At 70.9% G+C, this 13,189-nt stretch carries 10 protein-coding genes, 1 tRNA gene and 1 pseudogene; 4 read left to right on the top strand and 8 right to left on the bottom strand.

Annotated features, from left to right (window positions below; translation table 11 throughout):
- Positions 1-27: 27 nt before the first annotated feature.
- The 8 genes and pseudogenes from ACHWVH_RS01625 to ACHWVH_RS01590 all read right to left on the bottom strand — a co-directional run bounded on the left by ACHWVH_RS01625 (position 28) and on the right by ACHWVH_RS01590 (position 7,952).
- The gene (locus ACHWVH_RS01625) at positions 28-1,206 is read right to left on the bottom strand and encodes a TPM domain-containing protein (protein ID WP_394686545.1); all 1,179 of its coding nucleotides are present in this window, start codon (positions 1,204-1,206) and stop codon (positions 28-30) included.
- Positions 1,207-1,208: 2 nt separating this feature from the next.
- On the bottom strand, positions 1,209-1,946 hold the full coding sequence (locus tag ACHWVH_RS01620) for an aspartate/glutamate racemase family protein (RefSeq protein ID WP_394686544.1): 738 nt from the start codon (positions 1,944-1,946) through the stop codon (positions 1,209-1,211).
- An 82-nt stretch (positions 1,947-2,028) separates the two neighbouring features.
- Positions 2,029-2,883 (bottom strand): annotated as a pseudogene (locus ACHWVH_RS01615) (DMT family transporter).
- Between the two features lie 314 nt (positions 2,884-3,197).
- On the bottom strand, positions 3,198-4,241 hold the full coding sequence (murB, locus tag ACHWVH_RS01610; protein ID WP_295926098.1) for a UDP-N-acetylmuramate dehydrogenase: 1,044 nt from the start codon (positions 4,239-4,241) through the stop codon (positions 3,198-3,200).
- Positions 4,238-5,293, bottom strand: a complete 1,056-nt coding sequence (locus ACHWVH_RS01605; protein WP_295926101.1) for a quinone-dependent dihydroorotate dehydrogenase — start codon at positions 5,291-5,293, stop codon at positions 4,238-4,240. The genes murB and ACHWVH_RS01605 overlap by 4 nt, the downstream gene beginning before the upstream one ends.
- A gap of 8 nt (positions 5,294-5,301) precedes the next feature.
- Positions 5,302-6,075: a class I SAM-dependent methyltransferase gene (locus ACHWVH_RS01600; RefSeq protein WP_394686543.1), complete on the bottom strand. Its 774-nt coding sequence runs from the start codon at positions 6,073-6,075 to the stop codon at positions 5,302-5,304.
- Positions 6,072-6,353 carry a DUF4190 domain-containing protein gene (locus tag ACHWVH_RS01595; protein WP_017913403.1) on the bottom strand — a complete coding sequence of 94 codons (282 nt, stop codon included), beginning with the start codon at positions 6,351-6,353 and terminating at the stop codon, positions 6,072-6,074. The genes ACHWVH_RS01600 and ACHWVH_RS01595 overlap by 4 nt, the downstream gene beginning before the upstream one ends.
- 66 nt (positions 6,354-6,419) lie before the next feature.
- Complete coding sequence (locus ACHWVH_RS01590; RefSeq protein WP_394686542.1) at positions 6,420-7,952, bottom strand: aldehyde dehydrogenase family protein; 1,533 nt, start codon at positions 7,950-7,952, stop codon at positions 6,420-6,422.
- Positions 7,953-8,121: 169 nt separating this feature from the next.
- Between ACHWVH_RS01590 and ACHWVH_RS01585 the strand changes: the two genes are divergently transcribed.
- The 4 genes from ACHWVH_RS01585 to ACHWVH_RS01570 all read left to right on the top strand — a co-directional run bounded on the left by ACHWVH_RS01585 (position 8,122) and on the right by ACHWVH_RS01570 (position 12,899).
- A tRNA-Arg gene (locus tag ACHWVH_RS01585) sits at positions 8,122-8,198 on the top strand.
- Positions 8,199-8,613: 415 nt separating this feature from the next.
- Positions 8,614-8,946 (top strand): hypothetical protein, encoded by a 333-nt coding sequence (locus tag ACHWVH_RS01580; RefSeq protein ID WP_295937247.1) that lies wholly within the window; start codon positions 8,614-8,616, stop codon positions 8,944-8,946.
- Between the two features lie 462 nt (positions 8,947-9,408).
- The gene (gene thrA / locus ACHWVH_RS01575) at positions 9,409-11,934 is read left to right on the top strand and encodes a bifunctional aspartate kinase/homoserine dehydrogenase I (protein WP_394686541.1); all 2,526 of its coding nucleotides are present in this window, start codon (positions 9,409-9,411) and stop codon (positions 11,932-11,934) included.
- A 5-nt stretch (positions 11,935-11,939) separates the two neighbouring features.
- Positions 11,940-12,899, top strand: coding sequence for a homoserine kinase (locus tag ACHWVH_RS01570; RefSeq protein ID WP_394686540.1), 960 nt, complete (start codon positions 11,940-11,942; stop codon positions 12,897-12,899).
- Positions 12,900-13,189: the final 290 nt, after the last annotated feature.

The raw sequence follows: 13,189 nt of genomic DNA, 5'->3' as shown, positions 1-13,189 counted from the left end.
TGTTCGAGCGTTCGCTGCAGTCTCCCGCTACCAGCTCGAACTGGCGCCGCCGCCGCCGGAACTGCCGCCGCCGGAGGAGGAGTCGCTGCTGGAACTGGAGGACGACGAGGATGAGGACGATGCCGCGGACTCGGCCGCGGCGCGTTCCCTGGCGGCTTGAGCGGCATGGTAGCTGGCGGTGTAGGCGAACACGCCGGGCGCGGTCTCGGCGATATGGCCCTTGCGGATCAGCGCATTGCGCCGCCGTGCGAGCGCCTGCAGGAAGCGGCTGTAGCGCTGCGGCGAGCGGTAGCGCTGCGCGGCGATGGCCAGGGTCAACACCAGGATCAGCAGTTCCAGCGCCAGGAAGATCACCGTCATCGTCATCGACCTGGCCGACAGCAGCACCACGAAGATGCCGGGGTTGGCGCTCAGGAACAGGCGGATGAACCACGCCCAGAAACCGCCGCGTGCGGTGTCCTGAACCAGCTCCTCGGGCTTGTCCGACAGGCGCGGATGCCGCCGCAGCAGACCCCTGCGCAGATAACCGGTCCAGGCCTGGCGCAGCGGTAGCAGCAGCCACACCAGCACCAGCAGGCCCGCCCAGGCGATGGCGCCGCGCTGCCAGTGCATGCCGTCGTCGGCCGCTTGCGCCAGTTCGGCGACGGCGGCGGGATCCTGCGCGGCGGCGCGGCCCATGAAGTCGAACGCGGCGACGATCGCGTCGGCGGTGTCGCCCTGGCGCAAGCGCGGCGCCAGGTAATCGTCCAGCGCGTGCCGGGCGACCACGTCGGGCAGCGCACCCTCCAGGCCGTAGCCGACTTCGAAGCGCGAACGCCGGTCCTGCATCGCCAGCACCAGCAGCAGGCCGTTGTCGCTGCCTTGCCGGCCGAGCCGCCAGGTGCGGAAGGCGCGCTCGGCCAGGCGCTCGATCGGTTCGTCCTGCAGCGACGGCACGATGTAGACCGCGCCCCAGATGTGCTGGCGCTCGCGCAGGCGCTGCAGTGCCGCGTTGATCCGCTCGGTGTCGTCCGCACTGAGCGTGCCGGCGGGGTCGACCACGTTCGGCGTGTAGGGCGGAATGGCGACGGCGCAGCGGCCGAGCGCCGGCCACAGCAGCAACGCCAGCACCAGCAGGGCGCTCAGCCGGAACGGCGCCCAGCCGCGCGGCACGCTGGCGGCGCGGCGCGGGCCGATGGCGGCGGCATGTGCGGCCTGGCTGCGCATCGCTAGGCCAGGCTGTACAGGGCGGCGGCACGCGCGTGCAGCGCGGTGGTGTCGAACAGCGGCACCGCCGCGTCGGCAGGGCCGACCAGCAATCCGATCTCGGTGCAGCCCAGGATCACCGCCTCCGCGCCTTGCGCCTGCAGTCCTGCGATCACCTCGCGGTAGCGCAGCCGCGACGGCGCCTGCACCACGCCCTGGCACAGTTCCTCGTAGATGATGCGGTGCACGTCCTCGCGCGCCGGCGCATCCGGGATCAGCACGTCGAAGCCGCGCCGTTGCAGCCGTTCGCGGTAGAACGCCTGCTCCATGGTGAAGCGCGTGCCGAGCAGGCCGACGCGGACGATGCCGGCGGCCTGCAACGCATCGGCGGTGGCATCGGCGATGTGCAGCAGCGGCAACGGGACCGCGGCGGCGATCGCGTCGGCCACGCAGTGCATGGTGTTGGTGCACAGCACCAGGAAATCGGCGCCGCCGGCCTGCAGCGCGCGCGCCGAGGCCGCCAGCACGGCACCGGCCGCGTCCCAGTCCCCGTCGCGCTGGTACTGCGCGATCTCGTGGAAGTCCACGCTGTGCAGCAGCAGCTTGGCCGAATGCAGTCCGCCCCGTTGTGCGCGCACCGTCTCGTTGATGTGCCGGTAATAGGGCAGGGTGGATTCCCAGCTCATGCCGCCGATCATGCCGATCGTCTTCATCGTGCGTCGCTTGCCGCCGTGTCGAGTGCGCGAGGATGGTAGCGGCATCGGTCGCGTGCGGCGACCGCGCGCTGTGCCTGTGTCGGCGATCGTCGGGACGCCGCGGTGCGACGCGGCGTCATGCGCACCACTAGGCGTCCAGGGTCGGCGGCGTGCCGGCCCCGGCGCGCGCCGCACGCCGTGCCAGCATCGCCTCGCGGTGGGCGATGTAGGCGTTGGCGCCGAGGATCACCAGCGCGCCCAGCACGGTGCCGCCGTCCGGCGTCTCGTCGAACAGTCACCAGCCGAACAGCGCCACCAGCGGCAGTTGGGTGAAGCTGATCGGGGTCAGTGCGGAGACTTCGCCGAGGCGCAGCGCATGCGTCCACAGCAACTGGCCGAGGGTGCCGAACAGGCCGGTGGCCAGCAGCCACAGCCAGTCGATGCCGTGCGGCCAGCGCCACACGAACAGCGCCGGCAGCAGCGACATCGGCACCCAGAACGCGTAGGTGTAGAACACCACCGTGTTGGCGGCGTCGACCCGCGCCAGTTGCTTGATCTGGATCGCGACCAGGGCGCTCATCACCGCGGCCAGTACCGCCACCAGGGTGCTGGGGCTGAACGCGGCGGCGCCGGGGCGCACGATCAGCAGCACCCCGACGAAGCCGCACAGCACCGCCAGCCAGCGCCGCAGGCGCACCGTCTCGCCCAGCCACAGGGCGGCGGCCAGGGTCGCGAACAGCGGGGTGGAGTAGGACAGTGCGATCGCCTGCGACAGCGGCAGATGCCCGATCGCCCAGAACCCGGCGAGCATCGACACCAGGCCGATCGCGGTGCGCAGCAGGTAACGCGGCAGTTGCGCGGTGCGTGGCAGTGGCCGGCCCGGCCGCAGCAGCATCGGCAACAGGAACAGCAGGCCGAACAGGTTGCGGAAGAAGGCGATCTGCAGCGTGGACAGCTGCGCCGACGCCAGCCGGATCGCGACCACCATCAGTCCGAAGGCCATGGTGCTGGTAGAGCGTGTTATGCCCTTCGAGCCGAGTGCGAAGCGGACTGTGGCGCGTTGAGACAAGGCGTGCGCCGTGGCCCAGGCTAGCCGCCTGGGCAAGGCGCGCAACGCAGTCTCGGCGTGCCACAGGCCGCTTCCCTACGGGTTGGCCGTCCGCGGCGCGGAGCCGGCGCCGCGCGGTTTGCCTTGGCGCCAGCCAAGGCCGCACCACGCGACACCATCTCCGCACCGCGGACGACCAACGCATCTCGGCTCGAAGGGCATAACACGCTCTGACATCAGCAGCGCCGCGCGCAGCGGCGTGGGCGCGGCTACCACTGTGCGCCGACGATGCGCGGCTCCGGCTCCAGGATGACGCCGAAGCGCTCGCTCACCGAAGCGGTGATGCGCCGCGCCAGTTCCAGCAGCTCGGCACCGCTGGCCTGGCCGTGGTTGACCAGCACCAGCGCGTGCGCGGCGGACACGCCGGCGTCGCCGTCGCGGTAGCCTTTCCAGCCGCAGGCCTCGATCAGCCACGCCGCCGACAGCTTGCGCTGGCTGTCGTCGTCGCCGGGAAATACCGGCAACGCCGGGTACTCGTGCTGCAGCGCCAGCGCCTGTTCCAGCGGCAGCAGCGGATTCTTGAAGAAGCTGCCGGCGTTGCCGAGCACGTCCGGGTCGGGCAGCTTGCGTCGGCGGATGTTGATCACCGCCTGGGCCACGTCCGGCGCACCGGGGGTGGCGATGCCCATCGCCTGCAGTTCCTCGCCGATGCCGGCGTAGTCCAGGCGCAGCGCATGCAGCCGCGGCAGGTTGAACTCCACTGCGGCGATCAGGTAGCGGTCGGGCTGGCGCTTGAACAGGCTGTCGCGGTAGCCGAACTCGCAGGCGGTCGCGTCCAGCCGCACGAAGCGTGCGTCGGCGCGGTCGTAGGCCTCGACCACGTGCACGAACTCGCCCATCTGCGCGCCGTAGGCGCCGATGTTCTGGATCGGCGCGGCGCCGACCGTGCCGGGGATCAGCGCCAGATTCTCCAGGCCGGACAGGCCCTGCGCCAGCGACCACATCACCAGCTCGTGCCAGCCCACGCCAGCGCCGGCGCGGACGATGGCGTAGTCGGCGCGATGCTCCAGGGTGTCGATGCTGCGGTTGGAGAAGCACAGCACCACGCCCGGCGCATCGCCGGCGAACAGCATGTTGCTGCCGCTGCCCAGCGGCAGCAGCGCGGCGCCGGCCAGCTCCGGCGCCAGCAGCGCCTCGGGCAGCGCCTCGGGCGCGAAGATCTGCAGCAGCCACGGCGCCTGCGCGGCGACGTGGAAGGTGTTGAGCGCCTGCAGCGGCGCCTGCGCGGTGAGCGACCAGGCCGTCGTGCTCATGGGACGACCACGTCCCCGCGGCTGGGCGCTTCGCGGCGCCGGCGCATCGCCTCCACGCACTCGCCGATCAGTTCCGGCCCGCGGAACACCAGCCCGCTGTAGCACTGCACCAGGGCGGCCCCGGCGGCCATCTTCGCCACCGCATCGGCACCGGAGAGGATGCCGCCGACGCCGATCAGCGGGATGCTCTCGGGCAGGCGCGCGCGCAGCCGGCGCAGCACCAGGGTGGACTGGCCCAGCAGCGGCGCGCCGGACAGGCCGCCGCTTTCGCCCCCCAGCGGTTCGTGTTCCAGGCCGGGGCGGGCGACGGTGGTGTTGGTGGCGATCACCCCGTCCACCTGCAGGTCCGACAGCACCCGCGCCGCCGCGTCGATGTCGCTGTCGCTCAGGTCCGGCGCCACCTTGACCAGCATCGGCACGCGCTTGCCGTGGCGCGCCGCCAGCGCTTCCTGCGCCTCGCGCAGGCGCGCGATCAGCTGCCGCAGCGCCTGTTCCTCCTGCAGCTCGCGCAGGCCGGCGGTGTTGGGCGAGGAGATGTTGACGGTGACGTAGTCGGACAGCGCATAGACCTTTTCCAGGCAATGCAGGTAGTCGGACGCGGCGTCCTCGTTCGGGGTGTCCTTGTTCTTGCCGATGTTGATGCCGAGCAGGCCGCGCCGGCGCCGCGCGCGCTCGACGTTGCGCACCAGCGCATCCACGCCCAGGTTGTTGAAGCCCATGCGATTGATCACCGCCTGCTGCCGCGGCAGGCGGAACATGCGCGGCTGCGGATTGCCGGCCTGCGCGCGCGGGGTGACCGTGCCGATCTCGACGAAGCCGAAGCCCAGCGCCAGCAGCGCGTCGATGTGCTCGCCGTTCTTGTCCATGCCAGCAGCCAGCCCGACCGGGTTGGGGAAGTCCAGACCGAAGGCGCGCGTGGGCATCGGCGCGATCGTGCGCGCCAGCAGCGGATTGGTGCCGGTGCGGTAGGCCAGCTCGATCGCGCGCAGGCCCAGGGCATGCGCGCGCTCGGCGTTGAAGGCGAACAGGAACGGTCGGGCGAGGGAGTACATGGCGTGGCTCAGTTCAGCGTCCCGGCGAAGGCGCGGGTGCGGTAATGGAACGCGACGACGCCGTCGCGCTGGTGCCGGTCGAACAGCGCGCGCAACGCGTCCAGCATCGGCGCATGCCGCGGGTGGCCGGGCAGCGGCGCGTAGGAGGACGACAGCAGGCGTCCGCGCAGCGCCTCGAAGTCCATGCGCTGCGCGTTGGGGAACTGCGCGGTGCCGCGCAGGCCGGCGCCGAACCAGCGCTGCATGGTGGCATCGTCGTGGTAGCGCTCGGCCACCGCGCTGTAGTCGGTGCCGTACTCCAGCAGCAACTGCTCGTAGTCTTCCAGGAACGGCGTGGCGTCGAGCAGGCGCGAGTTCCAGTACACCAGCGCCAACCCGCCCGGACGCAGCACGCGTGACCATTCGCGACGCACCGCCTCCAGGTCGAACCAGTGGAAGGCCTGCGCGGCGCTGACCAGGTCCACGCTGGCATCGGCCAGGGTGGTGGCCTCGGCGCTGCCGTCGATGGCGCGGAAGCCCGGCAGGTCCTGCAGCAGCGCCACTGCGGCCTCGCGCATCGCCGCGTTCGGCTCCACGGCCAGGGTCGGATGCCCGGCCTGCAGGAACAGGCGCGTGGAGATGCCGGTGCCGGCGCCGATGTCGGCGACCAGCGCATCGCGCGCCACGCCCAGCTCGCCGTGCACCCAGTCCAGCAGCGCCGCCGGATAGCTGGGGCGGTAGCGCACGTAATCGGCGACGCGGTCGCTGAAGCGTTCCCGCGGCGCGGCGGCGTCCCGGCTCACGACTGGGTGCTGGCGAACCAGGCCAGCCCGCCGAAGAACAGCACGAAGGCCAGTACCGCCAGCACGGCCAGCACCACCGCGGCCCAGCCCAGGATCAGCCCGCCCACCGCCAGGCCATCGCCCTGGAAGCGCTGCGGCTGGCGGCGGATCTCCGCCCGGGCCAGATGCCCGGTGATGATCGCGCCGAGGCTGCCCAGTACCGGCATCAGGGTCCAGCCGAGGATCCCGGCGACCAGGCTGACCACCGCCAGGGAATTGGTCTCGCGCACCTGACTCATCGCTGTCGCTCCTTGCAGAAGGAAAGGGGCGGCGGCCGCAGGGTGCGGGCCGCCGCGTTCGCCGCGTTACAGATCGAACTTGATGCCCTGCGCCAGCGGCAGCGAATCGGAGTAGTTGATCGTGTTGGTCTGCCGGCGCATGTACACCTTCCACGCGTCCGAGCCGGACTCGCGGCCGCCGCCGGTATCCTTCTCGCCGCCGAAGGCGCCGCCGATCTCGGCGCCGGAGGTGCCGATGTTGACGTTGGCGATGCCGCAGTCGCTGCCGGCCGCGGACAGGAACTTCTCCGCCGCCTTCAGATTCTGGGTGAAGATCGACGAGGACAGGCCCTGCGGCACGCCGTTCTGCATGTCGATGGCCTCCTCCAGGGTGCTGTACTTCATCACGTACAGGATCGGCGCGAAGGTTTCGTGCTGGACCACTTCATCGCTGTTCTTCAGGCCGGTGACGATGGCCGGCAGCACGAAGTTGCCCGGGCGGTCCAGCGCGGTGCCGCCGGTCTCGATGGTGCCGCCGGCGGCCTTGGCCTTGGCGATCGAGTCCAGGAACTGCTCGACCGCGCCGCGGCTGTTCAGCGGGCCCATCAGGTTGGCCGGGTCGGTGGGGTCGCCGATCTTGCCTTCGACCTGCTTGTAGGCCTTGACCAGGGTGGCCAGCACGGTGTCGTAGATCGATTCGTGCACGATCAGCCGGCGCGTGGTGGTGCAGCGCTGGCCGGCGGTGCCGACCGCGCCGAACACGATGCCGGGCACCGCCAGCTTCAGGTCGGCGCTCTCGTCGAGGATGATCGCGTTGTTGCCGCCCAGCTCCAGCAGGCAGCGGCCCAGCCGGCGCGCGCACTTCTCGGCGACGACGCGGCCGACCTGGGTGGAGCCGGTGAAGCTGATCAGCGGGATGCGGGTGTCCTCGACCAGGCGCTCGGACAGGGCCACGCCGGCGTCGTTGATCAGGAAGAAGATGTCCGGGAAACCGGCGTCGCGCAGCGCCTCGTTGCAGATCTTCATCGACGCGATCGCGGTCAGCGGGGTCTTGTTGGACGGCTTCCAGATGCAGATGTCGCCGCAGATCGCCGCCAGGAACGCGTTCCAGCTCCACACCGCGACCGGGAAGTTGAACGCGCTGATGATGCCGACCAGGCCCAGCGGCTGGTACTGCTCGTACATGCGGTGGCCGGGGCGCTCCGAATGCAGGGTGTAGCCGTACAGCATGCGGCTCTGGCCGACCGCGAAATCGGCGATGTCGATCATCTCCTGCACTTCGCCATCGCCTTCCGGCTTGCTCTTGCCCATTTCCAGCGCGACCAGCGAGCCCAGTGCGTCCTTGTGCTTGCGCAGCGCTTCGCCGCACAGCCGCACCGCTTCGCCGCGGCGCGGCGCCGGGGTGGTGCGCCAGACCTTGAACGCGGCCTGGGCGCGGGCGATCACCGTTTCGTAGTCCTGCTCGGTGGTGGCCTGGACGTCGGCGATGATGTCGTTGCTCGACGGGTTGAGCGGCTGCAGCACGCCGGCGCCGGTGGCGCTGGACCACTCGCCATTGCCGAGATAGGTGCCGGAGTTGGTGGCGGCGAGGCCGAGCGCCTTGAGCAGGTCAGCGGACATGGAATCTCCTGGGTTCGTTGCGACAGGGAAGGCGACCGCAGGCGGGGGACGCGGGACGCGCAGCCGGCAATTTTAGCAGACCGGACGCATCCGGCCGCCGCCGCTGGCGGGGGCGGCTGGCGAGCGCAAAAAACGCGTGGGCATGCCGTAGAATCCCCGCCAGGCCAATGGCCCCGTAGCTCAGCTGGATAGAGCGGTCCCCTCCTAAGGGACAGGTCGTGCGTTCGAATCGCGCCGGGGTCACCATTTCGTGCATGCCGTCCGCCGCGGCCGCGGCGCCGCCAGCGGCCATCGCGGTGCCTGCCCATGCATCCTGCGCAGCGGCCGCGATGGTGAATCGCGCGGTGTCCGATCTGTCTGCAATAACGTCCTCTACACCTTGTACCGACGCGGCCTGAGCATCGTCCTGCGTAGGCTGCGTCCGTCGGCCACTGCGCTTGGCGGCGATTCGCGCCGCGTACTCTACTTTTGCAGTGCCGATGGACGACGAGGACGGAGTCGCCTCCGCCACGTCCGCCACAAGCGTCCCGCCCGCAACTCCGTGCGGCGGGACGATCGCCGCCGCGCATCGGCGGTCCTGATCGCCTCGGGCCTGGCGTGATCGCCGGCTTGCCGGCACGCCCGCAGCGATTCCCACCCCTATGCGAAGCAGGAGTCAGAGATGAAAACAGCAATGAAGATGGTCCTGGTCGGTTCGATGCTGGCTGCGCTTGCGGCCTGCAAGCGCGACGGCGACCAACCGGCCACCGATCCGAATGCGGCCAACCCGCCCGCAGCGGCCGACGGCAGCCCGGCAGGCGGCAGCACCGCCCCGGCCGGCACCACCAGCGGCGATGCCAGCGGCACCGCGACCGGGCAAGGCACGATGCAGGGCCAGGACGCGTCGCAGGGCGTACCGCCGACCACGACGTCTCCGACCAGCCCGACTACCCCCCAGGATCCTGCCAACCCGGATCCGCAGCAGCAGCAGCCGACCGATCAGAAGCAGCAGTAAGGGTTGCGCAAAACGCGCGGCGCCGGCGGCGTCGCGCGTTCGCTGCGTGTCGACGCTCAGGCCTCCTTGGAGGGCGTTGCGTGTCGCCCGGCGCCCCTGCTTGGTGGCCTTAACGTGGTGTTTCCTGGCTTGGCGCGATAGTCACTTTTGCAACCGTTTGCCAGGGCCGCAGCGCCGATGCTGCGGTCGCACACGAGGCGCTTGACAGCGCCCCGGCGCATGATGTCCTCTTGCGTCCATGCCTCTGGTCTTCGCCCCTATCGCCATCTCGCTTCCGCGCTCGCTTCGGCACGCGGCGGGCGCTGCTGCGGGCATTACCACCGGTATTACCACCCTCACCATTCGCCCGGTGCGGCCCGTCGTCTTCGTCTGATCGTCGAACACCACGGCCCCGCACCCGGATCAGGATGCGGGGGAATCCCTCAGCCTGATGCGAGCGGGGCCTCCACTCCGAGGTCTTCCATGTCGCCCCCCGCCGTCGCTCCTGCTGTCGCCGCTTCGCCTGATTCCGCCGTCGATCCCGCGCTCGCCGCCGCCACTGTCGTGCACAAGTTCGGCGGCACCTCGGTGGCCGATGCCGAACGCTACCGTCATGTCGCGCAACTGCTGTTGGCGCGCCCGGAACGTCTCCAGGTCACCGTCGTCTCGGCGATGAAGGGCGTCACCGATGCGTTGATCGGCCTGGCCGAACTGGCCGCGCGCGGCCACGGCGACTGGCGCGAGCGCTGGCACGAAACCCGTGCCCGCCATCGCGCCGCCGCCGTGGCCTTGCTCGGCGAACATGCCGGCGCCACGGTCGAATGGCTGGACGCGCGCTTCGAGCACCTGGCCGAGATCCTCGCCGCGCTGGCGGTGATCGGCGAACTGCCGCGGGAAGTGCTGGACCGCGTGCAGGGGTTGGGCGAGGTGTACTCGGCGCAGTTGCTGGGCGACCACCTGCGTGCGCTGGGCGAGGAGTGCGCGGTGCTGGATGCGCGCGAGGTCTTGGTGGTCGACCGCGGCGAACTGGGCGTGGACGTGGACTGGTCCGCCAGCGCGCAGCGCCTGGCGCAATGGCGCGCGGAGCACCCGCAGCCGCGCATCGTGGTCACCGGCTTCGTCGCCCGCGACCGCGCCGGCCGCATCACCACCCTCGGCCGCAACGGCAGCGACTACTCCGGCGCGATCTTCGCCGCGCTGTTCGACGCCGCCGAGCTGCACATCTGGACCGACGTCGACGGCGTGCTTTCGGCGGACCCGCGGGTGGTGCCCGAAGCGGTGCAACTGGAAACGCTCAGCTATGACGAAGCCTGCGAACTGGCCTATTTCGGCGCCAAGGTGGTGCACCCGCAGACCATGTCGCCGGCGATCGAGCGCGGCCTGCCGATCATCATCCGCAACACCTTCCAGCCCGAGCACCCGGGCACCCGCATCACCGCCAGCAGCGCCACCAGCGGCCCGATCAAGGGGCTGACCCTGAGCCCGGACCTGGCCGTGCTCAACCTCGAAGGCACCGGCCTGATCGGCGTGCCCGGCACCGCCGAGCGCGTGTTCGCCGCACTGCGCAACGCGCGGGTGTCGGTGGTGATGATCTCGCAAGGGTCGTCCGAACATTCCATCTGCTGCGTGGTGCGGCAGAACGAGGCCGAACGTGCGCGCGACGCGGTGCTCTCCGCGTTCGCCCACGAACTGGTGGTGGGCCAGGTGCAGCGCGTGCAGTTGACCACCGGCATCAGTGTGCTGGCCGCGGTCGGCGACGGCATGACCGGGCAGCCCGGCGTGGCCGCGCGCCTGTTCGAGTCCTTGGGCCGCGCCCAGGTCAATATCCTGGCGATCGCGCAGGGCTCGTCCGAGCGCAACATCTCGGTGGCCATCGACAGCGCGCACGCGACCAAGGCGCTGCGCGCCGCGCATGCCGGCTTCTGGCTGTCGCCGCAGACCTTCTCGGTCGGCGTGATCGGGCCGGGCAACGTCGGTGCGGCGCTGCTGGACCAGTTGCGCGCCGCGCAGCCGCAACTGCTGGCCAAGGCCAACCTCGACCTGCGCCTGCGCGCGGTGGCCTCGCGCAGCACGATGCGCCTGGAGCCGCGCGCTTTCGCCGGCGACTGGCGGCAGGCGCTGGCCGCCGGCCAGCAGCCGACCGACCTGGACGCGTTCACCGCGCACCTGCTGTCGGCGCATCTGCCGCATGCGGTGATCATCGACTGCAGCGGCAGCGCCGACGTCGCCGACCGCTACGCCGGCTGGCTGGCCGCCGGCATTCACGTGGTCACGCCGAACAAACAGGCCGGCGCCGGGCCACTGCCGCGCTTCCACGCGATCCGCGCCGCGGCCGCGGCCAGCGGCGCGCGCTTCCGCTACGAAGCCACGGTCGGTGCCGGCCTGCCGGTGATCACCACCTTGCGCGACCTGGTCGATACCGGCGACGCCGTTACCGCGATCGAAGGCATCTTCTCCGGCACCCTGGCCTGGCTGTTCAACAAGTACGACGGCAGCGTGCCGTTCGCGCAGCTGGTGGCCGAGGCGCGCGGCATGGGCTACACCGAGCCGGACCCGCGCGACGACCTGTCCGGCACCGACGTGGCGCGCAAACTCGTCATCCTGGCGCGCGAGGCCGGGCACGAACTGAGCCTGGAGGACGTGGCGGTGGAAAGCCTGGTGCCGGAAGCGCTGCGCCAGGCCAGCGTGGACGACTTCATGGCGCGCCTGCACGAAGTCGATGCCGTCTTCGCGCAGCGCCTGCAGACGGCCAAGGCGCGCGGCTGCGTGCTGCGCTACGTGGCGCGGCTGGCGCCGGGCCATGCGCCCAGCGTGGGGCTGGTGGAACTGCCGGCCGACCATGCCTTCGCCAACCTGCGCCTGACCGACAACGTGGTGCAGTTCACTACCCGCCGCTACTGCAACAATCCGCTGGTGGTGCAGGGGCCGGGCGCCGGCCCGGAAGTGACCGCCGCCGGCGTGTTCGCCGACCTGCTGCGGGTCGCGGCGGGCGAGGGCGCGCGCCTGTGAGCCGGATGCAGACGCTGGCAGCGAGCGCCGCAGGCCCGGCCGCGCTGCCGACGCAGGCGCGCGCGTTCGCGCCGGCCTCGGTGGCCAACGTCGCGGTGGGCTTCGACCTGCTGGGCTATGCGGTGGAAGGTGTCGGCGACACGGTGACGGTGCGCCGCATCGACGCGCCGGAGGTGCGTATCGCCGCGATCCGTGGCACCACCGTGGCCTTGCCATTGGAGGCCGCACGCAACACCGCCGGTGCCGCGTTGATGTCGCTGCGCGAGGCGTTGGCGCTGCCGTTCGGCTTCGAACTGGAGATCGACAAGGGCATCCCGCTCAGCTCCGGCATGGGCGGCTCTGCCGCCTCGTGCGTGGCCGCGCTGGTGGCGGCCAATGCCTTGCTGCCCGAGCCGCTATCGCGCGATGCACTGTATCGCTACGCGCTGGACGGCGAGGCAGTGGCCAGCGGCAGCCGCCACGGCGACAACCTCGGCCCGATGCTGCTGGGCGGGCTGGTGTTGTCGACCCTGGAGCGGCTGGTGCCGGTGCCGGTGCCGAGCGGCTGGCACAGCCTGCTGGTGCACCCGGACGCGACGCTGGAGACGCGCCACGCGCGTGCGGCGCTGGCTGGGGAGTACCGGCTCGGCGAGTTCGTGGCGCAGAGCGCGAACCTGGCGCTGGTGTTGGCGGGTTGCCATGCCGGCGACGAGGCGCTGGTACGCGCCGGCTTGCGCGACGTGCTGATCGAGCCGCGGCGCGCGCCGCTGATCGTCGGCTTCGACGCGGCCAAGGCGGCGGCGCTGGCGGCGGGGGCGATGGGTGCGGGCATTTCCGGCGCTGGTCCGAGTGTGTTCGCCTGGTTCGCCAGCCGTGTCGAGGCGGAGGCCGCGGCGCCGGCGGTGCAGGCGGCCTTTGCGGACGCTGGTTTCGGCAGTCAGCACTGGGTGTCGCCGTTGCAGTGTCCGGGTGCGACGTTGCTGTAGCCACTTATTGGAGCGGTGCGTTGTCCGCGCCGCTGTTGCTGTCGCTAGTGTTGTTGCTGTTGCTGTTGCTGTTGCCGATTTCGAATTTGCTTTTGTTGTCGCTGTCGCTGTTGCTCTAATCGTTGCTTTTGCTTTTGCTTTTGCTTTGCTGTTGCTGTTGCCGTACCGGGTTCCCTTCCGAAGCGGCGGCCATCGCGGGGAAAAACCCGAAGGGCGGCGTACATGGATGTACGCCGTCCGCGGCAGGGGCAGGATGCCCCTTCCGCGGATCCCCGTGATGGACGCGGACC

It is taken from the genome of uncultured Xanthomonas sp., from assembly GCF_964278005.1.
Classification (GTDB): Bacteria; Pseudomonadota; Gammaproteobacteria; order Xanthomonadales; family Xanthomonadaceae; genus Xanthomonas_A; species Xanthomonas_A sontii.
This window is presented reverse-complemented; position numbering and strand designations above follow the sequence as displayed.